At 40.1% G+C, this 23764-nt stretch carries 24 protein-coding genes; 15 read left to right on the top strand and 9 right to left on the bottom strand.

The window, feature by feature from the left end; all coding sequences use genetic code 11:
• Positions 1 to 34 precede the first annotated feature (34 nt).
• Positions 35 to 577, top strand: coding sequence for a hypothetical protein (locus tag QZ407_RS14130; RefSeq protein WP_295772206.1), 543 nt, complete (start codon positions 35 to 37; stop codon positions 575 to 577).
• A 160-nt stretch (positions 578 to 737) separates the two neighbouring features.
• On the opposite strand, the gene QZ407_RS14125 is transcribed toward QZ407_RS14130, so the two are convergent.
• Together QZ407_RS14125 and ruvX are read right to left on the bottom strand one after the other, a co-directional pair.
• On the bottom strand, positions 738 to 1397 hold the full coding sequence (locus QZ407_RS14125) for a hypothetical protein (protein WP_295772205.1): 660 nt from the start codon (positions 1395 to 1397) through the stop codon (positions 738 to 740).
• Between the two features lie 9 nt (positions 1398 to 1406).
• On the bottom strand, positions 1407 to 1829 hold the full coding sequence (ruvX, locus tag QZ407_RS14120; RefSeq protein ID WP_157540343.1) for a Holliday junction resolvase RuvX: 423 nt from the start codon (positions 1827 to 1829) through the stop codon (positions 1407 to 1409).
• A 130-nt stretch (positions 1830 to 1959) separates the two neighbouring features.
• On the opposite strand from ruvX, the gene QZ407_RS14115 reads away from it, so the two are divergent.
• From QZ407_RS14115 to QZ407_RS14085, 7 genes are all read left to right on the top strand, one after another.
• Entirely contained in the window at positions 1960 to 3102 is a 1143-nt protein-coding gene (locus QZ407_RS14115) for a hypothetical protein (protein ID WP_295772203.1), read from the top strand.
• 1 nt (position 3103) lies between these two features.
• Positions 3104 to 4588, top strand: a complete 1485-nt coding sequence (ricT, locus tag QZ407_RS14110; RefSeq protein WP_295772201.1) for a regulatory iron-sulfur-containing complex subunit RicT — start codon at positions 3104 to 3106, stop codon at positions 4586 to 4588.
• Positions 4585 to 5070: a gliding motility lipoprotein GldH gene (locus QZ407_RS14105; protein ID WP_295772199.1), complete on the top strand. Its 486-nt coding sequence runs from the start codon at positions 4585 to 4587 to the stop codon at positions 5068 to 5070. The genes ricT and QZ407_RS14105 overlap by 4 nt, the downstream gene beginning before the upstream one ends.
• A gap of 58 nt (positions 5071 to 5128) precedes the next feature.
• Positions 5129 to 5383: a hypothetical protein gene (locus tag QZ407_RS14100; RefSeq protein WP_295772197.1), complete on the top strand. Its 255-nt coding sequence runs from the start codon at positions 5129 to 5131 to the stop codon at positions 5381 to 5383.
• Between the two features lie 61 nt (positions 5384 to 5444).
• A complete protein-coding gene (gene rmuC, locus QZ407_RS14095) occupies positions 5445 to 6818 on the top strand; it encodes a DNA recombination protein RmuC (RefSeq protein WP_295772195.1) in 1374 nt (457 codons plus the stop codon).
• Between the two features lie 55 nt (positions 6819 to 6873).
• Positions 6874 to 7452, top strand: a complete 579-nt coding sequence (locus tag QZ407_RS14090; RefSeq protein ID WP_295772192.1) for a Crp/Fnr family transcriptional regulator — start codon at positions 6874 to 6876, stop codon at positions 7450 to 7452.
• A 74-nt stretch (positions 7453 to 7526) separates the two neighbouring features.
• The gene (locus tag QZ407_RS14085) at positions 7527 to 8420 is read left to right on the top strand and encodes an SDR family oxidoreductase (RefSeq protein ID WP_295772190.1); all 894 of its coding nucleotides are present in this window, start codon (positions 7527 to 7529) and stop codon (positions 8418 to 8420) included.
• 67 nt (positions 8421 to 8487) lie between these two features.
• Here the strand turns inward: QZ407_RS14085 and thiL are convergent, their stop codons facing one another.
• Together thiL and nadA are read right to left on the bottom strand one after the other, a co-directional pair.
• Positions 8488 to 9528: a thiamine-phosphate kinase gene (thiL, locus tag QZ407_RS14080; protein WP_295772391.1), complete on the bottom strand. Its 1041-nt coding sequence runs from the start codon at positions 9526 to 9528 to the stop codon at positions 8488 to 8490.
• Positions 9529 to 9828: 300 nt separating this feature from the next.
• The gene (gene nadA / locus QZ407_RS14075; protein ID WP_295772188.1) at positions 9829 to 10821 is read right to left on the bottom strand and encodes a quinolinate synthase NadA; all 993 of its coding nucleotides are present in this window, start codon (positions 10819 to 10821) and stop codon (positions 9829 to 9831) included.
• A 416-nt stretch (positions 10822 to 11237) separates the two neighbouring features.
• Between nadA and nadB the strand changes: the two genes are divergently transcribed.
• Positions 11238 to 12827 carry an L-aspartate oxidase gene (gene nadB / locus QZ407_RS14070; RefSeq protein WP_295772390.1) on the top strand — a complete coding sequence of 530 codons (1590 nt, stop codon included), beginning with the start codon at positions 11238 to 11240 and terminating at the stop codon, positions 12825 to 12827.
• Between the two features lie 42 nt (positions 12828 to 12869).
• Complete coding sequence (locus QZ407_RS14065; RefSeq protein ID WP_295772186.1) at positions 12870 to 13382, top strand: gamma carbonic anhydrase family protein; 513 nt, start codon at positions 12870 to 12872, stop codon at positions 13380 to 13382.
• Here the strand turns inward: QZ407_RS14065 and QZ407_RS14060 are convergent.
• The 5 genes from QZ407_RS14060 to QZ407_RS14040 all read right to left on the bottom strand — a co-directional run bounded on the left by QZ407_RS14060 (position 13372) and on the right by QZ407_RS14040 (position 19836).
• A complete protein-coding gene (locus QZ407_RS14060; protein ID WP_295772184.1) occupies positions 13372 to 14976 on the bottom strand; it encodes an Ig-like domain-containing protein in 1605 nt (534 codons plus the stop codon). The two genes, QZ407_RS14065 and QZ407_RS14060, sit on opposite strands and share 11 nt — an antisense overlap.
• Before the next feature lie 181 nt (positions 14977 to 15157).
• Positions 15158 to 17020: a tRNA uridine-5-carboxymethylaminomethyl(34) synthesis enzyme MnmG gene (mnmG, locus tag QZ407_RS14055; protein ID WP_295772182.1), complete on the bottom strand. Its 1863-nt coding sequence runs from the start codon at positions 17018 to 17020 to the stop codon at positions 15158 to 15160.
• Between the two features lie 52 nt (positions 17021 to 17072).
• Positions 17073 to 17312, bottom strand: coding sequence for a hypothetical protein (locus QZ407_RS14050; protein ID WP_295772180.1), 240 nt, complete (start codon positions 17310 to 17312; stop codon positions 17073 to 17075).
• A 2-nt stretch (positions 17313 to 17314) separates the two neighbouring features.
• Positions 17315 to 19183, bottom strand: a complete 1869-nt coding sequence (locus QZ407_RS14045; protein WP_295772178.1) for an ABC-F family ATP-binding cassette domain-containing protein — start codon at positions 19181 to 19183, stop codon at positions 17315 to 17317.
• On the bottom strand, positions 19180 to 19836 hold the full coding sequence (locus QZ407_RS14040) for an NAD(P)H-binding protein (protein ID WP_295772176.1): 657 nt from the start codon (positions 19834 to 19836) through the stop codon (positions 19180 to 19182). Before QZ407_RS14040 ends, QZ407_RS14045 begins: the two co-directional genes overlap by 4 nt.
• A gap of 141 nt (positions 19837 to 19977) precedes the next feature.
• Between QZ407_RS14040 and QZ407_RS14035 the strand changes: the two genes are divergently transcribed.
• The 5 genes from QZ407_RS14035 to QZ407_RS14015 all read left to right on the top strand — a co-directional run bounded on the left by QZ407_RS14035 (position 19978) and on the right by QZ407_RS14015 (position 23677).
• Positions 19978 to 20313, top strand: coding sequence for a tRNA-binding protein (locus QZ407_RS14035; RefSeq protein ID WP_295772173.1), 336 nt, complete (start codon positions 19978 to 19980; stop codon positions 20311 to 20313).
• Entirely contained in the window at positions 20313 to 20789 is a 477-nt protein-coding gene (locus QZ407_RS14030; protein ID WP_157540328.1) for a nucleoside deaminase, read from the top strand. Before QZ407_RS14035 ends, QZ407_RS14030 begins: the two co-directional genes overlap by 1 nt.
• 81 nt (positions 20790 to 20870) lie before the next feature.
• Positions 20871 to 21485, top strand: a complete 615-nt coding sequence (locus QZ407_RS14025) for a superoxide dismutase (protein ID WP_295772170.1) — start codon at positions 20871 to 20873, stop codon at positions 21483 to 21485.
• Positions 21486 to 21625: 140 nt separating this feature from the next.
• Complete coding sequence (locus QZ407_RS14020; protein WP_295772168.1) at positions 21626 to 22648, top strand: LLM class flavin-dependent oxidoreductase; 1023 nt, start codon at positions 21626 to 21628, stop codon at positions 22646 to 22648.
• 186 nt (positions 22649 to 22834) lie between these two features.
• A complete protein-coding gene (locus tag QZ407_RS14015; RefSeq protein WP_295772165.1) occupies positions 22835 to 23677 on the top strand; it encodes an SDR family NAD(P)-dependent oxidoreductase in 843 nt (280 codons plus the stop codon).
• Positions 23678 to 23764 lie beyond the last annotated feature (87 nt).

Genomic DNA, 23764 nt, shown 5'->3' with positions numbered 1-23764 from the left:
ACTGATAAATTATTAATAATTAGAAATTATTATCATGAAAAAACTTGTTTATGTGTTTACAGTAAGCTTGTTACTGGTTACCATCGCATTCAGTAACTCAATGGCTGCTCATAACAAGCAGCAAAAGCAACACTGGGGAACGCCGTTTTCTATTGCATATTTGACCAAGCATCATAAGCTGGCCGAAGCTAATAAGGCATTTAATTACACCAGGATATATTTCAACATTTACTTACCGCAAGGCACGTCTTTTATTCATTGGACGGTAACGTTTGATGATGGTACCAATACCTACACATTGAATACCGATCCTTACGGTTTTAATTATGGTTCGTCTTATGACTACTCATGGTCGGGTATACCGCAAGGCACTTACACTGTAACTGTACACAATCAAAGCTATGCTAACAATTATTACTTTGATGCAGTGTGCAGTTTCACTGATGCTAATAATGAGAATCAGGCACCTTACTACTGGGATAAAAACACTGATAACAGCGATTTTGTATTTCAAAACGTTTATATCCCCGGCGATCCTGGTACTTCAATTGATCTTTCACTATCAGCACATCACTAAATTACAATCAAAAAGGAGAGCTTTAAAGCTCTCCTTTTTAGTTATTAACTGCTACTCAGTTGCAAGCGTATCAATATGCACATTGGAGCGCTTACTTAAAAAATCCATAATCTCCGGCTGGTGTCTATTATAATGCAAACCTTTTCCAGTATCCCATACGTTACCATCGGTAAATAAAATATGATAATGGGGGATCCTGAGTTAGCACGTTACCTTCCTCGCCCGATCGGGTGTATTCTACATAGGTTATTTTCTTTACCTGTTTAAAGTTGTATTCCTTTACACCTGTACCCTTGAACTTGTTAACCTCTATTTTATAATTCCATATTTTGATGTAATAGTCGCTCATGAAAAAAATCATCACCAAGGCTATTACACCAGCCACCCACGCCATTTGCCTAAACACCTTCATACCGTCATAACCATGTTTCAGGTTGGTAAACAAAGTATATTCGGTATATTCCACACTGGTTAAAATAATGCTGTAAACAATCCTAATTGGAAAATAAATAAGGCTTACAGCCATAAAAAGCGCCGGAATATACCATAAGTCATGATCAATAAACAGCTGATACTTTATGCGGGGGTTATCATCAGCTTCCCATTGCATAAGGTATTGCAGTAACTGACCAATGGCCCATATCATAAGCGGCAAAAAAATGATTAAGGGTATAAGGCCAAACCATTCCCACTTCTGGTACTTATGTTTGAGGTCGGCAAAGCTTAAATAGTTATCTGCTTTGGTTGGCTTGTATGTAAACAACAGGGGTAAAGCACCCAACAATATAGCAGCAACAATTTCGGTAAGCCAGGGGTACATGGGCAAGGTTTAAAATCCAAACGACTTCCGCTCCATCCACGATTGCAATAGTATAACGGCCGACACGGTATCAACCAAACCCTTATCCTGCCTGCCTGATTTTTTTACACCGCCCGCCAGTATAGCCGCCGATGCCATTTTTGAGGTAAAGCGTTCGTCCATCATTTCAACAGGCGTATCAGGAAAAGTCTTTTTCAACAAATTAACAAAACCCTTAACATGCATGGCAGATTGTGATGGTGTATTGTCCATTTGCTTAGGTTCGCCTACTATAAAAAGTTCAACCTGCTCGGTTTGCAGGTACCTTTTTAAATAATCAACAATTTGATTTGGGTGTATGGTATCAAGCCCCGTGGCTATCATTTGCAGCGGATCGGTAACGGCAACGCCTATGCGTTTGGTACCGTAATCAAAAGCCATTATTCTGGGCATATTACAGGAGGTGTGTGGCCAAAGGGCTGTTATTAATAAACTATTGAACAAAGTTAATTTAATTATCACAAAATATCCGGCCTCCGGTGTTGCCATGTCCTGCAATGGAAAAATTCCCTATCTTGCACCAATGCAGTTTAAAGAGATAGTAGGGCAGCAAGCTGTAAAGCAACGTTTATTAAACACCGTTCAGGAGAACAGGGTTAGTCATGCCCAGTTGTTTTTGGGCCCCGAGGGTTCGGGTAGTTTGGCGTTGGCGGTTGCTTATGCTCAATATCTCTCGTGTGAAGACAAGCAGCCTCATGATTCGTGCGGTGTATGTGCCTCATGCCGTAAGTACGAAAAACTGGTTCACCCCGACCTGCACTTTTCATATCCCTTTTTTGCTTCAGATAAAAACGACACCGCCCTCAGCTTTATTGAGCAATGGCGCGAAGCACTTTTAACACATCCGTACCTAAGTCTTGATTTATGGCGCGGATACCTCGAAGCGGAAAACAAACAGGCAAACATTAACATTGCCGAGTGCCATCAAATTATCAAAAAACTGAGTTTAAAGCCATTTGAATCCGTTTATAAAATTTTGATTTTATGGCTGCCCGAATATTTGGATAAAGAAGGGAATACGCTGCTTAAAATTATTGAAGAACCACAACCTAATACCGTATTTCTACTGGTTGCACAAAACCAGGATCAGATATTAAACACCATATTATCGCGTACGCAACTAGTTAAAATACCAACGCTGGGTTATACCGATGTACGCGATTATTTGGTTAATGAAAAAGGTATACCGGGCAAAACCGCCGAAGAAGCGGCTTACCTAAGCAGTGGCAACTTAACCGAGGCCTTAACCATGCTTACCCAGGAAACAAACAGTTTTCATCAGGATTTTTTAGACTGGTTGCGCAAATGTTATAGCAACAAAGGTTTGGAAATGATGAAGTTTGTTGAGAAGATAGCCAAGGCAGGCCGTGAACCACAAAAAAACTTTATACGCTACGGCATTAATTATATACGCGAGTGCTGCCTTATATTAAGCGGCGCCGGTGAGCTGGTACATTTGCCTGCTGCCGAAAAAGAAACGGCACAAAAAATGTCGGCCGTAATGACCATTGAGATGACCGAGGCTATAACCAACGTGCTCGAGAAGGCGCATTACGCCGTGGAACGAAATGCAAATCCTAAAATTTTGTTTTTAGATGTATCTTTGCAGATTATAAAAATATTACATTTTAAAATTATCCCGCAAGGGAATCAATATATAACCTGATATGGGATGTGGAAGTTGCTCAACCGGAGGCGGATGTACGCCGGCTGGCTGCAAAAGTAATGGATCATGCATGACCAATGGCTGCAGTAAGCTGGATGTATATGATTGGCTGTCAGATATGGATATGCCATCAAACTTTAAAGCTTTCCAAATAGTTGAGATTAAATTTAAAGGCTCGCGTAAGGATTTTTACCTAAACGCTGATAATATATACCTTGAAGCCGGTGAACTGGTTGCGGTTGAAACAGCAACCGGTGGCTATGATATTGGCCACGTATCATTAACGGGCGAACTGGTGCGCATGCAAATGCACAAACGCCATGTTAAAGAGGCCGATGTTACTAAAAAAATCTATCGCCGTGCATCAACTGCTGATGTTGATAAGTGGAAACTGGCCAAAGACCTTGAGTGGGAAACCATGCACAAGGCCCGTACACTGGCATTAAACCTTAACTTATCAATGAAAATAAGTGATGTTGATTACCAGGGCGATAAAACCAAAGCTACGTTTTATTATACTGCCGAAGGACGCGTTGATTTTCGTGAACTGATTAAGAAAATGGCTGAGGCCTTCCGTATTCGCATTGAAATGCGACAGATAGGTATGCGACAGGAAGCCAGCCGTTTAGGCGGTATTGGATCTTGCGGGCGTGAGTTATGTTGTTCAACCTGGTTAACTGATTTTAAAACAGTTTCAACATCTGCGGCGCGTTATCAAAATCTTTCACTAAATACGCTTAAACTGGCCGGACAGTGCGGTAAGCTTAAATGCTGCCTCAATTACGAGCTCGATAGCTATATGGATGCGCTTAAGCATATTCCTGATAATGTAAACTATTTGCGTACCGAACAGGGGGAAGCCCGCCTGCAGAAAACTGATATTTTTAAACGTATGATGTGGTTTAGCTTACCCGGTGCCGAAAACTGGATAGCTTTGCCAATTTCACGTGTTAAAGAAATTCAAAAACTAAATAAGGAAAACATTACTCCTGAGTACTTCTTAGAGGAGGTTGAAGAGAAAGCAGCACCGGCTAAAGTGCTTGATTATGAAAACGTAGTAGGGCAAGACAGCCTTACCCGTTTGGACGAGCGTGGCCAGCAAAATCGCAATCGTAATAAAAAGAAGAAGAAACCGGCTCAGGGTGGTACCGGCAACCAACTACAACAACCGCAACAGAATGCGGAGCAGCGTAAGCCACAACAAAATGCAGAGCAACGCAAAGCTCAACAAAACCAGGGCGGCGGCAATAATCAGCAACGGCAAAATAATAATCAGCAAAGGGTGAATCCAAACAGGCAACAGCAGGCTAAACCAGCCCCTGATGCTGTAAAGCCGTCGCCGGTTACATCTGAAGGTGAAGCAAATGCTGAAGCGGCAGAAAACCCTAACAAACGCAATAACCGCAGGCACCGTCCAAACCGAAACCGTGGTGGTGGCGGTAATAAACCCGACAATAATCAGCAACCACAAGCCCCGCAGGCATGAAATTAGTTAAGTTATTAAGTTACTCATTACTGGGTTATTTGTTAATAACTACAGTAAGCGGCTGCACCGATCCGGGCAGGGTAATGGACGAAAACAAATCTGTAGCTAACCATAACTGGAGCTATGGTAATAAGATAAAGTTTGATGTACAGATTGATGATCCGGCGGTAGCGTACAATTTGTATTTCAACCTGCGGGTAACAGCCAATTATAAATACTCTAACATATTTATGCTGCTTTACCAAAGCGGGCCAGGTTTGAAAAAAACGACACCTACGCGGTTTGAACTTAAGCTGGCCAGTCCAACAGGTGAATGGTTAGGCAAGGGATCGGGCAGTATGTACAGCTATCAAATTCCGTTTAATACTAATTACCGTTTCCCGGCAAAAGGTGTTTACCATTTTGAAATTGAACAAAACATGCGCGATAATCCTTTACGTTCAATTAACGATGTAGGGTTACGTGTTGAAAAGGCAGAATAGTTATTTTAAACTATTTGCAATAGCGGCTGTTGCTTTTTAAAATAACTTACAACTCGTTATGAAAAAAGCCGCCTGTTTACTCATGTTAATTTCGGCTATGGTTTTATCAGCCTGCAATGCCTCCACCAGTAAAACCGGTGGTGATGTGGCCGATTCCGGCATGAACCATGGTAGTTCTGGCCCGGCTGATAGCGTGGGCGTAGTATCTCCGGGCAATCCTGCGGGTAACGCTACAGGTACAGGCTCAACTGATACAGGCACAACCGGCAGCAGCCAGGGGGCACCGGCAATAGATACCAGCCGCCGTATGTAGCCAATAAATTTAATTAGCATTTTTAATAAATACTGCTTTCATTTGCTAAAATTATTATCAGATGGAAGTATTGGTACTAGGTGGAGTTATAGTTTTTTTGCTGGCTGCACTTTTGTGGGTTATCAGTAAAGGCAGGCCTGCCAAATTCTCTGATAGTGATTTAAACCAACTAAAAGCTGATAATGATCATCTACGTATAAAAATCAGCGTAGCCGAAGAACGCATCAATAATATACTAGCCGAGAAAAATAATATTGCTCAGCTACTTAAGGAAGAAAATCAAAAGCTTACTACGCAATTACAGGCCGAACGTTTGGCATTAGCTCAAGCCAACCAGGCACTTGAGAGTAACCGCTCATATTACCAGGCGCAGCAGGAAAAACTTCGTGAGCAAAAAGCTGAAATGGAACAAACCCGTTTGCATTTTCAGCGCGAATTTGAAAACGTAGCCGAAAAACTTCTCAAAGAAAAATCACGGGAGTTTACCGATGTTAACAGGCATCAGTTAGATCATATTTTGAACCCGCTCAAGGAAAACCTGAAGGCTTTTGAAGATAAGGTAGAAAAGGTTTATAACATGGAAGCTGCCGACCGTAATACTTTAAAAGGGGTTATTACACAGCTTATGGACCTTAATAGGCAAATTAGTAACGAAGCGCAAAATCTTACCAAAGCGCTCAAAGGAGATAATAAAAAGCAGGGTAACTGGGGCGAGTTCATCCTCGAAAAAGTACTGGAGCGTTCAGGACTGATTAAAGACCGCGAGTATCGCCTGCAGGCTGCTCATCAAGACCAAGAGGGTAGCCGCTTTATGCCCGATGCCATTATTGACCTGCCCGATGATAAACACCTGGTGATTGACTCTAAAGTATCGCTGGTAGCTTATGAGCGGCTTGTGAACGCTGAAACGGAAGACGAGCGTAAACTGTATGCCAAAGCCCACGTAGAGTCCATTAGGCAGCACATACATGGCTTATCGGCCAAGAACTATCATGACCTGCAGAGAATAAACTCGCCCGATTTTGTATTGCTTTTTGTGCCTATTGAATCATCCTTCAGCTTTGCAATACAGCTTGATGCTGATTTGTTTAACGATGCCTGGGATAAGCGGGTGGTAATTGTTAGTCCGTCAACCTTATTAGCTACCCTGCGCACTATTGCCAGTATGTGGAAGCAGGAGCGCCAAAACCGTAACGTAATGGAAATTGCGCGCCTAAGCGGTGAAATGTATGATAAATTTGTTGGCTTTTTAACTGATATGGATGGTATAGGCCGCAATATTAAACAAACCCAGGATGTGTATGAGCGCGCCCTTAACAAACTTAGTGAGGGCCGTGGAAACTTAACTATTACTGCCGAAAAAATTAAAAAGCTGGGCGCCAAAGCCAACAAGCAAATTGACGGGAAGTTTACCTCATTATTTGAAGATGAGTAGCATTTATGTTGTTAGCTGTTAGATTTCAAGGTTATATTATTTATAAATTTGAGTAATGCATCCCCAATTTGAAACTTATCTTCAAACCCATACTAACCTTACGGCTAATGATATAGCACTGGTAAGCAGTATGGCAACTTTGCGTGTTTTAAAGCGAAATGAAAGCGTGCTTGATGCCGGTGATATTTGTAAGCACAAAACGTTTGTAGTATCTGGCTTATTGCGAAATTACGGCGCATCGGCAGATGGTAGTGAACATATCCTCAGGTTTTCGCCTGAAAACAGCTGGACACTGGATGTGGAGAGTTATGATAAGCAGGAACCATCAGTTATTAACATATCGGCCATTGAACCCAGCCAGGTGCTTATGTGGAGCAAAACTGATTTTCAGCACTTATTGGTTAATGTACCTGCTTTAAAGGAATTGGCTGAGCAACTAATTGCTAATAATACATACTACAGCAGCCAACGTATGTTAACAACTTTAAGCGCCTCTGCCGAAGAAAGGTATGAAGATTTTATCCAGCGTTTTCCAAATTTACTTGCCCGTTTACCATTACGCATGATTGCGGCTTATTTGGGCATATCACTTAAAACACTTACCCGCATACGCCACGCACAATTAACCCGGTAATTTAAATTATGGTCAAATGACCTTGTTTATCAAGGCCTTTGCCTTACACCTTTGTGCTAATAAAACATATTACTATGAAAATATTTGTAACTGGAGCTTCAGGTTTCGTAGGCTCTGCCATTGTCAACGATTTAATACAGCATGGTCACCAGGTTTTAGGGCTTGTAAGGTCTGATAAAGGTGCCGAACAGGTAAAGGCTGCGGGTGCCGAAGTGTTGATAGGAGATGTTAATAACCCCGATCATTTAAAACAAGGCATATCTGTTTGTGATGCGGTTATACACACTGCATTCAATCATGATTTTTTGCAATACAAAGCAAGTTGTGAGGCCGACAAAATTGTGATTCAAACAATGGGTGATTTACTTGCTGGTACTAATAAACCACTGGTAATTACCTCCGGAGTAGGGCTTTTAAACTATAATCGTTTAGTAACCGAAGATGACGCGCTTCCGGCCGGCTCAGATGTAATCCCTCGTGCGGCATCTGAGGAAGCAGCAGCGCAGGTTGCCACTAAAGGCGTGAATGTATACATTGTGCGGCTACCGCCAAGTGTACATGGTGCCGGCGATTATGGCTTTGTACCCATGGTTATTAACATGGCGCGGGATAAAGGCGAATCGGCCTACGTAGGTGATGGCAACAATCGTTGGCCGGCTGTAAGCCGTACTGATGCTGCATCGGTTTATCGTCTTATTGTGGAAAAACAACCGCAGCTTAAAGTATTTCATGCTGTTGGCGAAGAAGGTATTCCTTTTAAAGAAATTGCAACAGTTATTGCCAATGGTTTAAATTTACCCTTGGTAAATAAAAACGGTGATGATATTGCAGCGCATTTTGGATGGTTTTCACACTTTGCTTCCATCAATTGTCCCTCAGACAGTATCAAAACCCGTGAAGCACTAAACTGGAAACCGCAAGGGCCGGGCCTGCTTGAGGATATAGCAACAGCCGGGTATTTAAGTTAAGAATTAATGAAAAAGCCTGCGCAAGTTAATAACCTGCACAGGCTTTTTTTTTGAATGTATAACACGATTATTTTTTAAAAGCGTTCCATCCCTGAGCTTTAAGTTCATGCACTTGTCCGCCTTTAGAGATAAGCTGGCAACCTGCCGATGCTTCAGTAATGTAACCAATTATACTTACATCAACATCATGCTTAATTTTATCATAGTCAGCCTGCTTTACGGTGAAAAGCAGTTCGTAATCTTCACCACCGCTTAAAGCACAAACCGTAGGATCAAGGTTAAATTCACGTGCGGTATCATACGTCATCGGGTCAACCGGAATTTTTTCTTCATACAGCTGGCAACCCTTATTGCTTTGCTTACAAAGGTGTAAAATTTCGGAAGCTAAACCGTCTGACACATCAATCATTGAGGTTGGCTTTACCTTCAAATCTTTTAACAATTGCACAATATCATGCCGTGCTTCGGGTTTAAGCTGGCGCTCAATAATATAATCTTTACCCTCTAAATCGGGTTGAATTTTTGGGTTTTCTAAGTAAACCAGTTTTTCACGTTCTAACAACTGCAAACCAACATAGGCTCCGCCCAAATCGCCTGATACGCAAAGCAAATCTCCTTCTTCTGCGCCGTTGCGATAAGTTATGTCGGCTTCATCAGCTTCGCCTAAAACAGTTATACTAATTACTAAGCCCTGCTTGCTTGATGTGGTATCACCGCCTATAATATCAACATTATACTGCTGGCAAGCCAGGTATATGCCACTGTAAAGTTCTTCAATAGCCTCCAGGGTATACTTGCTTGATAGGCCTAATGATACGGTAACCTGTGTAGGCCGGGCATTCATGGCGCAAATATCGCTTAGGTTAACTTGTATAGCTTTGTAACCTAAATGTTTAAGCGGAGTGTATGCCAAATCAAAATGAATGCCTTCTAAAAGCATATCAGTTGATAACAAAACCTTTTTATCGGCATAATTCAATACTGCAGCATCATCACCAACACCTTTAACCGTGCTTTTATGCTTAAGCTGTATGTTTTGAGTTAAATGGTCAATTAATCCAAATTCGCCTAACTTTTCAATATCGGTTTTACCGGCGTTGTCAAACATGTCCATAACTGCAAAAATACAAAAAGCTTACTGATTATGTATTTTATTCGTCGGGCATATCCCTAATCACACTTATCACTGAGTTTTCGACATAATCAATCAACAGGAGGGATGGAATCATTTACAGTCACCAGCTTTAAACTGTAATAACTTGATCAGAATTAGTAACTAAGAGATTTATTAACATTTATGTGAATAACGATTATCAATTAAAACAATCATTCAATTTACGAGCATTATTAACGCAAAAAGACCGGTCGTATAACCGGTCTTTACGTATTTTGTGAATAAGTATGCTGCTTACAAACCTAACTGTGCAGATATATCCAACATCCGTTCAATTGGCTTCACTGCTTTTTCAATAATATCTGCAGGAAGTGTTATCTCAGGCATCTCGTTTTTAAGGCACAAATAAAGCTTCTCCAGCGTGTTTCGTTTCATGTGAGGACAATCATTGCATGCGCAGGTATTGTTCGGTGGAGCGGGTATAAACGTCTTCTCCGGGTTATCTTTCTCCATTTGGTGAAGTATACCTGCTTCAGTAGCCACAATAAATTCTTTTGCCGGGCTGCTGGTTGCATATTTCAATATACCGGTTGTTGAACCAATGTAATCGGCCAGCTGCAATATGTGTTCCTCACACTCCGGGTGAGCCAGAATTTTGGCTTCAGGGTGCCGCTCTTTAAGCTTAGTTATCTTTTCGCGGCTGAAAATCTCATGTACCATACAGGCGCCATTCCACAAAACTAAATCTCTGCCTGTTTTTTTGGCTACATAAGCGCCCAGGTTACGATCAGGACCAAAAATGATCTTCTGATCGGCCGGCAAGCTTTCAACAATTTGTACGGCATTACTTGACGTGCAAACAATATCACTGAGTGCCTTCAACTCCGCAGTACAATTCACATAAGTTATCACCAGGTGATCAGGATAGTTTTCCTTAAACTTTTTAAACAAATGCGGTGGACAACTATCAGCCAAAGAACATCCGGCTTTAATATCGGGTAACAATACCTTTTTCTCGGGCGATAGAATCTTTGCAGTTTCGGCCATAAAATGTACGCCTGCAAAAACAATGATGTCGGCATCAGTTTTAGCTGCCTGTTGTGAAAGGCCTAAACTATCGCCAATATAATCGGCTATATCCTGTATCTCGCCTTCCTGATAGTAGTGGGCAAGTATAACAGCGTTCTTTTCTTTTTTTAGTTTTTCGATTTCGGCGTAGAGATCAAGCGTTGGATCTATTTCCTCTTCAACAAAACCTTTTATGTTAATTTCTTCTAAAATGTCCATTGTTCACAGTACAATAAATACAATATATTTTAATTTATATAAATCTCTTATTGTTTATTAGTGTGTTAGTAATGTGGGGAAGTGATGGTGAATTTAATTGCTGATATAACTTATTACACTTGTTTCCACAGGTTATCCACAGTGCTAAAAACTTAATTGATTGATTTTCAAGATTACATTTTAATCCACATCTATGTTAATAAACTGTTATGTTAATTAAAAGGCAGTTTTAACAATGTTGGTTTCTTGAGTGTTTGTCATGCAAAGTGTATGCCTCTATTGGGGATAAATAAAGTTTTTGCCCCGTTTGTTCACATCGACAAAACTTATTAGCTATTTACTTACGCAAAATTAACATCTTTTAACGGCCTTATCCACACAAGTATTACTTTTACACATTGTAGACACTATTTATGATTAGAAATGTGGATTTCCTGGTAGTTGGTTCGGGCATAGCCGGATTAAGTTTTGCACTTAAAGCTGCCAAACATGGTAAGGTACTGATAGTTACCAAAGCCAGCGAAGATGAATCGAACACAAAATATGCACAAGGTGGTGTTGCCGTAGTTGTGGATAAAAAAGAAGATTCGTTTGAAAAGCATATTGAAGATACGTTGATAGCCGGCGACGGGCTTTGTGATGAAGAGGTAGTGCGCATAGTGGTTGAAGAAGGTCCGGAGCGCATACGTGAGATTATTGATTACGGTACAAATTTTGATCGTACAAAATCCGGCGATTATGATTTAGCCAAAGAAGGTGGCCATTCTGAATACCGCGTACTCCATTATAAGGATATTACCGGGTTTGAAATGGAGCGTGCCTTGTTACAGCAAATTCACCAAAACCCAAATATTGAAATTTTAACCCACCATTTCGCCGTTGATTTAATTACTCAACATCACCTGGGCCAATTTGTGGATAAGCAAAGTAAAGACATAACCTGCTATGGTATTTACGCCTTCAATACAGAGACCAAGGAGGTTGAAACTATTAAAGCCAAAGTAACTGTAATGGCATCTGGCGGGGCAGGGCATATATATGCTACAACCACTAACCCGGTTATTGCTACCGGTGATGGTGTTGCTATGGTATACCGTGCTAAAGGCAAGGTACGTAATATGGAGTTTATACAATTTCATCCTACTGCACTGTACAATCCGGGTGAATATCCCTCATTTTTAATATCAGAGGCAGTGCGTGGGTTTGGCGGTGTATTAAAGCGTACAAATGGTGAAGAGTTTATGCACGAGTATGATTCACGTAAGTCACTTGCACCACGTGATATTGTTGCGCGTGCTATAGATGCTGAAATCAAAAAATCAGGCGAAGATTATGTTTATTTAGATGTACGCCACAAAAAGAAGGCAGATATTTTAGCGCATTTCCCTAATATATATGCCAAGTGTTTAGATATAGGTATTGATATGACCAAAGACATGATACCTGTAACGCCGGCTTGTCATTATATGTGTGGTGGGGTGCTTGTTGACCATGTGGGTAAGTCATCTATCCAGCGGTTATACTCCTGCGGTGAATGTGCATCAACAGGATTACATGGTGCGAACAGATTGGCATCCAATTCTTTATTAGAAGCTTTGGTATTTGCTCACCGTATTTACGAAAACGCCATTATAGATTTTGAAACTAACCAGATACCTGATAATATACCAGACTGGGATGAAAAGGGCGTTCAGTTATCGAATGAAGATATATTAGTTACGCACAACGTACGCGAGATGCAAAAGCTAATGAACGACTATGTGGGCATTGTTCGTTCCGATTTCAGGTTAGACCGTGCCATGCGCCGTTTGAAGTTTTTACACGACGAAACGGAGGAGTTCTACAAGAAGACAAAGTTATCAGTAAAACTTTGTGAACTGCGTAATTTGATACAAGTATCATACCTGGTTGTAAAATCGGCTATGGCTCGTAAGGAGAGTAGGGGACTGCATTATACTACCGATTATCCGGAGCATATGGAGGTTTTAGAGGATACGGTGTTCTAAATAAAACTTATAATAGACTGATAAATATATTTAAACGATATCATGCCTTTAATTCTTCCCGTAAAAGATAAGTTTCCCATTATAGCCGAAGATTGCTTTGTTGCACCAAATGCTACAATAGTCGGCGATGTTACTATAGGCGATAAATGTTCGGTATGGTTTAATGCCGTAATCAGGGGTGATGTGAATAGCGTTACTGTTGGCCATCATAGCAATATTCAGGATGGTGTTTGTGTTCATGCAACTTATTTGAAGGCATCAACTACCATCGGTAATTATGTATCGGTTGGGCATAATGCTATTATACACGGCTGTAAATTAGATGATTATGTATTGGTAGGTATGGGTGCAATTGTTATGGATGATGCTGTTGTGCAATCAAACGTGATAATTGCTGCTGGCGCCGTTGTGCTCGAGCGTACCATTTGTGAATCGGGTTACCTGTACGCAGGTACCCCTGCAAAAAAAATAAAGCCACTTACCGAGGAGCAATTGGCTTTACTACAAAAATTACCGCATAATTATAACCTATATTCCAGTTGGTTTACTGAGTAGGTTTTGGATCTGCTTCTTCTTTAGGTATTATTAAAGGTTCTTCCATTTCCCAGTTTGGCCTAAGGGTAAGCTCCTTATCGCTAAACCATGTTTTTTCGGGATACTGTTTTAATTTAACATTACCACTGTCTGCCTTTTTGTTCTTATTGGCATCGTAAGTAACCTTTATAGTGTATTTGCCGGTAAAGAAGTTACGATATAAAATGGATGTATTTTTGGTGATAACATCAGTTTGAAGCGTAGCTTTCTTTTCATTTTGTATCTCCACAATGTAGCTTTTGCTGGTATCAGGTACGGTAACTTTTAAGGTAAGGGTACCGTAGTTTTCAGGCTTATCAATGTTGAAGCGTTTGTTAAATTCTTTGTTTTTATCACCATATATGTTAGTTAAGGCTTCGTCGGCAAATTGAAGTTCATAACGCGTGTTTTGTTTCCAACGGTATTTAACAATCAATTTGCGTTGATTTGTAGGGTCTTTAACTATCGATAAATTATTTACTGTATTTGAATCTTCGCGCAATTTAATCTTGCTGAAATCAAAAGACTCTAAGGGTAAATTTGCAGTTAAAATCAAGTCCGATCCTGGCCTTAACTTGTTGTCAATGTTGATGTTATAACCTAGGGTAACGTTTCTTTTAAAAGCCTCATTTCTGCCTTTTCTTAGTGCAATGGTATCTATAAATTTTCCGTCATCGGCTATGGCTAAACTTAAGCTATCAAAGTCCATATTGCGGAAAAATACTAATGCACTATCACGTGTTTTAGTAAAATCAACTATCTTTTGTGCGTCTAGGCCTGCAGGAAAATTTACTTTAAGCGATGGCTTATTCAATGGCTTATTGAATATGAGGGAGACCTTACCATCATTATCAAAGCGCTTAGTGGTTACCCTAAACTTTTCAGGTGCTTGTTTAAATAAATTTAACTGGATATTTGATACATCACTTTTTAAAATTATGGGTTTATTAAAAAAAGCAATGAGCTCATTATCGCTGTTATAAATTTTGTCGCCAGATTGTTCCTTCAATGCATAAATGGTGTACTCACCTTCATGCAGGTTATTCAATGAGAAATTTCCCGATGAGTCGGTAGTAGTAAAATAGGATGGCTTCTTTTTCCCAAACATTGCAGTATCCTTTGCTGCCGGGAAAATCATAACTGTTGTTTCTTTTTCAGGTTGAGAAGTAAGTGTATTATTTACCTTTCCGCTAATACTAAGTGAATCTATCTGATCACCGGTAGAAAACACGTAAGTGAAATTTTTTAATTCGTTTGACTCATTTACATCGGCAATGGATTTACCGAAGTTAAAAACGTAAGTAGTATTTTTAAGCAAAGAATCATTTAGCTTAATAATTAAACTCTGCCCTTTGGTAACATACTCCGGCTGTTTCTCAAATGCCGGACTTATGCTTACTTCGGTATAAGGGTTGTTAAGTTTAAAGTATTCGTCAAAATCAATTTGAATTTGTTTAGCAGAAAATCTCCTGGTTTTATTTTCGGGTGTAGCCTTCAAAATTTTTGGAGGCGTACGATCTCGGGGACCACCTTGTGGTCTTTGTATACTTGCGCAACCAATCAATAATAAAAGCAAAAAAACTATTAAATAATAAGAAGAAATTTTGAAGATGCTGTAATTAGGCATTTTTAAGCGTTATAAGCGATTTTTAGCTATTTTGATACTCTTATATTAAAAATAAAAGATAATGGCTTTAATACCTATTTATTAAAGCCATTTTTTAGTGCAATTTTCAATTTTTTTGCTCCAGTTTACCTCATCGTGATATATGAACCATTAGTACTGAAATATCTGAAGGAGATACTCCCGAAATTCTCGATGCCTGTCCCAATGTTCTTGGCTTTATACGCATCAGCTTTTCGCGTGCTTCTTTCGATAAAGATTGCAGTTGTTGGTAATTGAAATCAGGATTAATTTCTTTATCCTCCATTTTTCTCATGCGATCGACAATTTCCAACTCTTTATCAAAATAACTCTCGTATTTGATTTTTATTTCAGCTTGTTCAATTGTTTCTTTATCGTATGCTGAAAGTAATTCATTTAATGAGCTATCAGCTTTTCGCAAATCTTTAAATCCAACCTGTGGTCGGCCAATTAATGATACCAGCTTTACATTCTGTGACAGGGGAGTAGTACCTAATTCTTCAAGTAAAGAGTTTAATGACGCGGCCTCAACTGATTTGGTTTTAGCGTACTTCACAATATCATCAGAGTTTTTGATCTTTTGATTTACCTTATCCAAACGCTCATCACTAATTAATCCTAATTCGTTACCAACTGGTGATAAGCGAATATCAGCATTATCCTGTCTCAGCAATAACCTATGTTCAGCACGTGAAGTAAACATGCGGTATGGTTCTTCAGTACCTTTTGTAACTAAGTCATCAATCAAAACGCCTATGTAAGAATCGGATCTTTTCATAATGAGTTCATGTTTGTCATGAACTTTTTGATGCGCGTTTATACCGGCAATTAGTCCTTGTGATGCTGCTTCCTCATAACCGGTAGTACCATTTATCTGACCTGCTAAAAATAAGTTGCTTATTTTTTTTGTTTCAAGTGTTAAACTAAGTTGGGTAGGAGGGAAGTAGTCATACTCAATTGCATAGCCAGGTCGGAACATTTTTGCATTTTCAAAACCTGGAATTTGTGTAAGTGCACGGTACTGTACATCTTCTGGTAATGATGTAGAAAACCCGTTTACATAAATTTCCACGGTATTGAATCCTTCGGGTTCTACAAATATCTGGTGACGTTCGCGCTCTGCAAACCTGTTAATTTTATCTTCTATTGATGGACAATAGCGGGGACCTAATCCTTTGATACGCCCGGTAAACATTGGAGATTTTTCAAAACCTTCTTTCAATGTTTCGTGTACAGCGGCGTTTGTATAGGTTATCCAGCAACAACGTTTTTCAGTTGGTCGTTCAACATCTGTAAATGAAAATCTGCCTGGGTTTTCGTCGCCCCATTGCTCTTCCATTACCGAATAATTCAGGGTGCGTCCGTCAATACGTGGTGGCGTACCTGTCTTCATTCGGCCGGCCTCAAATCCTAATTCAACAAGTTGCTCTGTTAAGCCAGTAGCTGATTTTTCGCCTGTTCTGCCGCCACCGAAACGCTTTTCGCCTATGTGGATTACACCATTTAAAAAGGTGCCATTAGTAAGTACTACAGCGTCACATTCTATCTCTACTCCTAAGGATGTTTTTATACCTGTAACTGTTTCATTTTTTACAATAAGCGAAGTAACAGTGTCCTGCCATATATCTAAATTTGGTATAGCCTCCAATGCTAAACGCCATTCTTCTGCGAAACGCATCCGATCATTCTGCGCGCGGGGGCTCCACATTGCGGGTCCCTTCGACAAGTTAAGCATACGAAATTGTATAGTTGTTTTGTCGGCTATAATACCTGATAATCCTCCCAACGCATCAACCTCACGTACTATTTGTCCTTTAGCCACACCTCCCATTGCAGGGTTACAACTCATTTGTGCGATAGTGCCCATATTCATGGTTATTAGCAATACCGACGAACCCATATTTGCAGCGGCAGCAGCGGCCTCACAACCAGCATGACCAGCACCAGCTACTATTACATCATATTTTTTAAACATCTAAACCTCCAATGTTCCACGTGGAACAGTTACAAAATTACAACTGGTAATATTACGTTCCACGTGGAACTTTAAATAATGATACTAATGCTACAAACGCCCAAATGCACTCTAAAATTACAAACGGATAAAAGCTAATCAAGTACGATGAATAGCCGCATAAGCCAGCCCCAACAAAATTCATTAAAGCATAAGCTTTGCTTTCTGATGTGATTTTCTTAAAAAGATTAAGTGCAAATCCGATTAATAGGATTATCACACCAACAGAAGCTATAATGTCTGACGTATTCATTATTAATTTTCTTTTAGCTCAGTTAGCTCCATCCAACGCATGGTTTTTTCATCCAAATCATTGTTAAGCTTTTTAATGTTGTTAGAAATATCAACTATTTTCTGATGATCCGTAATAGTATTTAGCTGCTCGCTGAGTTCTTTAATCTGTATTTCAATTTTCGCAATATCAGCTTCAGCTGTCTCTAATTCTTTTTGTTCCTTAAAAGATAGTTTGCTCTTTTTTGGAGCTTGTGCAACTGGGGTAGGAGCTTGTACAACTGGCTTTTGTTTCTGCGCTTGCTTTGCCTCTTCCTGCTCAAGGCGGAATGAAGAATAGTTGCCGTTGTACAAATCAACAGCGCCTGTACCACTTACTACAAAAAGCTGATCTGTTAATTTATCCAACAAATACCTATCATGAGATACCATTAAAAGTATGCCTCCATAAGTGGTCAAAAACTCCTCCAGTACATTTAACGTGTCAATATCCAAATCGTTGGTAGGCTCATCCAGTATTAAAAAGTTAGGGTTTTTCATCAGGATGTTGAGCAGGTGCAAACGCTTTTTTTCGCCACCACTCAGCAACCTTATAAACCCGTGCTGCCGTGCAGGAGGGAATAAAAACAGCGTTAATAATTGCGATGCCGAAATTTGCTTGCCGTCGGCCATGGTAATATATTCGGCCACATTTTTAACTACATCAATTACGCGTTCATCCTCTTTGAAGTTCATACCTGCCTGGTTAAAATAACCAATTACCGTGGTTTCTCCTTTGTCGATGTTGCCCGTATCAGGTTGTAGCTGCCCTGTGAAAATATTTAATAAGGTTGATTTACCACTTCCATTTTTGCCGGCAATACCTATACGGTCGCCTTTCTTAAACACATAGCTGAAGTTATCAATTACTTTACGTCCTTGGAAAGTTTTGCCAATTTGGTTAACCTCCATAATCTTGTTGCCCTGGCGAGATGTTTTCATGCTCAACTCAACCTTAGCGTTAGGTCCGGCATTCTTAGTCTTTTCCTCTAACTCATAAAAAGCGTTGATACGTGACTGCGATTTTGTTCCACGCGCTTGAGGCTGTCTTCGCATCCACTCCAATTCTTTCTTTAGCAAATTAGTATTCTTTTGAAACTGCACTTCAAGGTTGGCTTCACGTTCGGCTTTCTTTTCTAAGAAGTATTGATAGTTGCCGTTATAGGTAAATATCTTACCGCGGTCTATTTCTATAATCTCGTTACAAACATTATCCAAAAAGTACCTATCGTGTGTTACCATTAGTATGGTTTTGGCACCTTCTGTTAATAGTTTTTCTAACCACTCAATGGTATCAATGTCAAGGTGGTTGGTAGGCTCATCTAAAACATAAATATCCGGATCTTCAATTAATAGCTTAGCTAAAGCCAAACGTTTTTTTTGACCGCCCGATAGCGTATCAATTCTTTGCCCCAAATGGTGAATATCTAAACGTCCTAAGATGTTTTTGATTTGATATTCGTATTCCCAGGCATTCACTGCACTTAATTCCTCGGTAATTTTTTCAATAGCTTTTAGGTTATCAGGCTCTTCTTCCAGTAACTGCTCGTAACGTAAAATAAGCTGCTGTTGCACATTATCCTTATGAAAAATGTAATCACTGATAGTGTGACCTTTTTCAAAAATCGGATCTTGCTCCAGGTATCCTGGACGAAGATCACGTTGTGATACCACCTTACCTTCTGTAGGATTTATTTTACCTGATAGTAATTTAAGTAGTGTAGATTTACCTGCTCCGTTAACACCTACTAAGGCAACACGTCGTCCGCGGTTGATGCCTAAAGTAAGATTACGGAACAGCCAATGGTCATGAAAAGAATGACCTAAATTTTCTGCTGATAGATACGTGCTCACGCTAATTGTTTTATATGATGTGAAGGATAGATAAAAGTTCCTTCATCTGTTTTTAATGATTGCTTATACATAGCATCTGCTACGGCTATCGCAGATATGCTCTTGTACCTTTGTAAATTGCCCTTTAGTAATGGATTAATTAACTTCATAGCTAAACCAGCTATCTTTTCAAGTAATCTAAACTCTTTCCGTTTACCTAATAGTACCGAAGGCCTGTATATATGTATAATTTTAAAAGCTAATTTTTGAATATCATTCTCAGTTTGACCTTTAAATTTCAAGTACGCATTACCTGCATTCTTGTTTGCACCAACTGATGACATATAATGGAATTGATTAAAGCCATTTCTAGATGCAATTTGAGCTAACTGAACAGGGTAGTCGTGCTCAATTTTGCGGTACTCTTTTATAACTGGTGTTTTGGCTTTAGTGGTGCCTAAACAGCAAAAGAAGACATTGCCATTAATTGATTGAGCAACTTCGTCAAGCTTATCAAAATCAATAATAAGCTGTACTAACTTTTTATGCTCAATAGGTAACTGCTTACGTACTATTACCATCACTTCATCATAGTGAGGCTGGCTTAAAATATTTTTAAGCAAGTATTCACCAGTTAAACCACTTGCTCCTGCTAATACTGCTTTGTTTGCCATGAGTTAAACGCAAAGGTACGTAAAGTATTTTAAGCTAATAGCTAAGTATTTAACCTGCAAAACACGTTGAAGAATATGCTATGGATCTAATTTAATTATCATCACAGAAGTAATTAATACTACAAATGTATATTTGCCTTCATGGAAACAATCTCTTGGAACGATTTTGAAAAAGTAGATTTGAGAGCCGGAACAATTTTAGAAGTCAGAGATTTTCCAAAAGCGCGTAAACCCGCATATCAGATACGAGTGGATTTTGGCGATCTGGGCGAGAAATGGTCGAGCGCTCAAATCACAAAACATTACACTAAAGAAGAATTAATTGGCAGGCAAATAGTTGGTGTTATAAACTTCCCTGAAAAACAAATTGCAAATTTTATGTCGCAGTTTTTGGTTACCGGCTTTGCCGACGAAAATGGTGACATCGTATTAACCACAGTTGAAAAACCTGTACCTAACGGAAGCAAACTTATATAATGCGTTTTATTAGTTTTGATAACGAAGGCAGCGTATCGCCTGATGAATTTTTTATGGGTGAAGCCTTGCGGGAAGCAAGGCTGGCCTATAGCGAAGATGAGATACCAATTGGCGCTATTGTTACCTGCCAGGGCAAAATTATTGGTAGGGGTCATAACCTTACCGAGCGACTTAACGATGTTAGTGCCCATGCCGAAATGCAGGCATTAACAGCTGCTGCAAATCATTTAGGCGGAAAGTATTTGAAAGACTGCACCCTTTATGTTACTATGGAGCCATGTGTAATGTGTGCCGGTGCCTCATATTGGTTTCAGGTAGGTAAAATTGTTTTCGGTGCCTATGATGCCAGGCTTGGATTTGGCAGGCTTAACCAAAAGGTTACTCATCCAAAAACCATCATTACGGGTGGCATAAAAGAAAATGAATGCGCCGAACTAGTGCGTGAGTTTTTCAGGAGCAAACGAAACAAAACTTAACAATAATCTGAACAAATATGAGGTTGAACCCTTTATATTTGCGAGGATACATCTTTTTTTAACCTTAAAAAAATAGTCACTATGTCATTTGAATTACCGGCGTTACCATACGCAACCGACGCACTGGAACCGCACATTGATAAAGCTACTATGGAAATTCACCATGGTAAACACCACCAGGCTTATGTAACTAACTTAAACAAAGCTTTAGAAGGTAACCCTGAGGCAAACAGCAATATCGAAGAAATTGTAAAACATATTTCTAAGTTTCCGGCTGCAGTACGCAACAATGGCGGCGGTCATTATAATCATACTTTATTCTGGACCTTGCTTTCACCTAACGGTGGTGGCGAACCTACCGGCGAACTTGCTGACGCTATTAAAAGCACTTTTGGTTCATTTGATGAATTGAAAACCAAAATGAACGAAGCTGGTGCAACCCGTTTTGGTTCGGGCTGGGCTTGGTTAGTTGTTACTGCTGATAAAAAGCTTGCCGTAACTTCAACTCCTAACCAGGATAACCCGTTAATGGATCTTCCTGAAATTACCGTAAAAGGTACGCCAATTTTAGGTATTGACGTTTGGGAGCATGCTTATTACTTAAAGTACCAAAACAAGCGTCCGGATTATTTAGCTGCTATCTGGAATGTTATTAACTGGAACCACGTAGCTGAGCTTTACAAAAAAGCTAAATAATATTAGCTTAATCGCGTAAACTCAAAGCCACTGCATTATTGCAGTGGCTTTGTTGCTTTGTACTATGGTGTAATGGCCTCATAAGTGATGACGTATGAATGATATTACGTTATGTATATTTGTTTAAACAAGTATTATTGATGAAGAGCATAGGATTTTTATCATTCGGGCATTGGGCAAATCATCCGTCATATGAAACCCGCACAGCAGGAGATACCCTGCTTCAATCCATTGATCTGGCGGTCGCTGCCGAACAGATTGGTTTAGATGGCGCATATTTTCGTGTACATCATTTTGCCCGTCAATTAGCATCACCATTTCCGTTGCTAGCGGCCATTGGTGCAAAAACCAATAAAATAGAGATTGGTACCGGTGTAATTGATATGCGCTACGAAAACCCCATGTATATGGCGGAAGATGCAGGTGCAGCCGATTTAATTTCCAACGGACGATTGCAGTTGGGAATTAGCCGTGGCTCGCCCGAGCAGGTAATTGAGGGCTGGCGTTACTTTGGTTATGAACCTGCCGAGGGTGAAACAGACGCTGATATGGGTCGCCAAAAAGCATTGTCTTTTTTAGATAAACTATCAGGAGTTGGCTTTGCACAGCCTAATCCTCAGCCCATGTTTCCAAATCCGCCGGGCCTGTTGCGTCTTGAACCGCACTCGCCGGGTTTACGAAACCGCATTTGGTGGGGAGCCGCATCAAATGCTACCGCGGTGTGGGCGGCAGAGAATGGTATGCATCTGCAAAGCTCAACCTTAAAGTTTGATGAAAACGGCAAGCCTTTCCATATTCAGCAAGCTGAGCAAATAAGGTTGTACAAAGAGGCGTGGAAAACGGCAGGGCATCAGCACGAGCCTCGTGTTTCGGTCAGCCGGTCAATTTTTGCGCTGGTGAATGATATGGACAGAGCTTATTTTGGACAGCAGGGTAAGGCATCAGACAGCTTTGGTTATATTGAAGCCAATCAAAGAGCCGTATTTGGCCGTAGCTACGCCGCCGAACCTGATAAGCTTATTAAAGAACTGGCCACGGATGAAGCCATACAGGAAGCAGACACACTGCTGCTAACCATTCCAAACACCTTGGGCGTTGATTACAACATACATTTATTGTCGTCCATTTTAGAACATGTAGCACCGGCTCTGGGTTGGAAATAATATCTCCTGCAAAATGTATATTCAGGCATAACTTAATTAATGTAAAGTGCTTTATGATGTGAATGCTTAAGCTAACTTGCTAAGCGTTCACATCATTCTCATTTTGGCTACAAAGTCCCTCAATTAGGCTACAAGTACCTGCCTTCATTTGGCCAACTTTGCTTTATCAAAAAACAACATTGTATCATGGAACAACAAAAAGATAGCAAAGTATGGTTTATAACAGGTGCATCAAGAGGGTTTGGCCGTATCTGGACCGAAGCTGCACTTAAACGTGGCGACAAAGTTGCTGCCACCGCACGTAAACCCGAAAGTATTGCTGCGCTTAAAGAGGAGTTTGGCGAGAATGTGTTAATACTTAAACTGGATGTTACCAATGCCAATGAGGCTAAGGAAGCTGTAGAACAAGCGTATGCACATTTTGGCAAGCTGGATATTGTATTGAATAACGCAGGCTACTCGTTGGTTGGTACCATTGAGGAATCAAGCACCGACGATGTAAGGGCATTATATGAAACCAATGTAATTGGTCCGCTTAATGTGATAAAGGCCGCTTTACCTATTTTACGTGAACAAGGGCATGGGCACATTTTGGGTACATCTAGTAATCTTGGCCATTTTACCTTGCCGGTTATAGGTTACTATGCATCATCAAAATGGGCTTTTGAGGCTATACACGAAAGTTTGGCCTTAGAGATTAAAGATTACGGTATTAAAGTAACCATTATTGAACCCGGTGCTTACGCAACTGAGTTTGGTACACCCGAGTCTTTAAAATTTGCCGAAGGGATGGATATTTACAAGGACTACAAAGACAACTTTTTTGAAACCCTGAGAAACTTCAAAAGGGGAGATCCGAATGCAACACCTGAAGCAATATTTAAAGTAATTGATGATGAGAACCCGCCATTACGCATATTTTTGGGTAACCAGGCATTACCACTCATGCGCGATGTTTATGCCGCGCGCTTAGCTACCTGGGAAGCATGGGCAGACGTAGCTGATGCTGCACAAGGTAACATCGAATAAATTTATACTGAATAGGCAAAGATATTTTGATAAATTTTTCAGATAACCGATATTTTTAATATCGGTTATCTTACGTTATTAGTACTA

Source organism: uncultured Mucilaginibacter sp. (assembly GCF_913773635.1).
In the GTDB taxonomy this organism is placed as follows: Bacteria; Bacteroidota; Bacteroidia; order Sphingobacteriales; family Sphingobacteriaceae; genus Mucilaginibacter.
This window is presented reverse-complemented; position numbering and strand designations above follow the sequence as displayed.

Excerpts from the sequence above, each read along its gene's own strand:
- QZ407_RS14130 (WP_295772206.1), top strand. The coding sequence starts at position 35 with ATGAAAAAACTTGTTTATGTGTTTACAGTAAGCTTGTTACTGGTTACC.
- QZ407_RS14125 (WP_295772205.1), bottom strand. The coding sequence starts at position 1,397 with ATGTACCCCTGGCTTACCGAAATTGTTGCTGCTATATTGTTGGGTGCT.
- ruvX (WP_157540343.1), bottom strand. The coding sequence starts at position 1,829 with ATGCCCAGAATAATGGCTTTTGATTACGGTACCAAACGCATAGGCGTT.
- QZ407_RS14115 (WP_295772203.1), top strand. The coding sequence starts at position 1,960 with ATGCAGTTTAAAGAGATAGTAGGGCAGCAAGCTGTAAAGCAACGTTTA.
- ricT (WP_295772201.1), top strand. The coding sequence starts at position 3,104 with ATGGGATGTGGAAGTTGCTCAACCGGAGGCGGATGTACGCCGGCTGGC.
- QZ407_RS14105 (WP_295772199.1), top strand. The coding sequence starts at position 4,585 with ATGAAATTAGTTAAGTTATTAAGTTACTCATTACTGGGTTATTTGTTA.
- QZ407_RS14100 (WP_295772197.1), top strand. The coding sequence starts at position 5,129 with ATGAAAAAAGCCGCCTGTTTACTCATGTTAATTTCGGCTATGGTTTTA.
- rmuC (WP_295772195.1), top strand. The coding sequence starts at position 5,445 with ATGGAAGTATTGGTACTAGGTGGAGTTATAGTTTTTTTGCTGGCTGCA.
- QZ407_RS14090 (WP_295772192.1), top strand. The coding sequence starts at position 6,874 with ATGCATCCCCAATTTGAAACTTATCTTCAAACCCATACTAACCTTACG.
- QZ407_RS14085 (WP_295772190.1), top strand. The coding sequence starts at position 7,527 with ATGAAAATATTTGTAACTGGAGCTTCAGGTTTCGTAGGCTCTGCCATT.
- thiL (WP_295772391.1), bottom strand. The coding sequence starts at position 9,528 with ATGTTTGACAACGCCGGTAAAACCGATATTGAAAAGTTAGGCGAATTT.
- nadA (WP_295772188.1), bottom strand. The coding sequence starts at position 10,821 with ATGGACATTTTAGAAGAAATTAACATAAAAGGTTTTGTTGAAGAGGAA.
- QZ407_RS14065 (WP_295772186.1), top strand. The coding sequence starts at position 12,870 with ATGCCTTTAATTCTTCCCGTAAAAGATAAGTTTCCCATTATAGCCGAA.
- mnmG (WP_295772182.1), bottom strand. The coding sequence starts at position 17,020 with ATGTTTAAAAAATATGATGTAATAGTAGCTGGTGCTGGTCATGCTGGT.
- QZ407_RS14050 (WP_295772180.1), bottom strand. The coding sequence starts at position 17,312 with ATGAATACGTCAGACATTATAGCTTCTGTTGGTGTGATAATCCTATTA.
- QZ407_RS14040 (WP_295772176.1), bottom strand. The coding sequence starts at position 19,836 with ATGGCAAACAAAGCAGTATTAGCAGGAGCAAGTGGTTTAACTGGTGAA.
- QZ407_RS14035 (WP_295772173.1), top strand. The coding sequence starts at position 19,978 with ATGGAAACAATCTCTTGGAACGATTTTGAAAAAGTAGATTTGAGAGCC.
- QZ407_RS14030 (WP_157540328.1), top strand. The coding sequence starts at position 20,313 with ATGCGTTTTATTAGTTTTGATAACGAAGGCAGCGTATCGCCTGATGAA.
- QZ407_RS14025 (WP_295772170.1), top strand. The coding sequence starts at position 20,871 with ATGTCATTTGAATTACCGGCGTTACCATACGCAACCGACGCACTGGAA.
- QZ407_RS14020 (WP_295772168.1), top strand. The coding sequence starts at position 21,626 with ATGAAGAGCATAGGATTTTTATCATTCGGGCATTGGGCAAATCATCCG.
- QZ407_RS14015 (WP_295772165.1), top strand. The coding sequence starts at position 22,835 with ATGGAACAACAAAAAGATAGCAAAGTATGGTTTATAACAGGTGCATCA.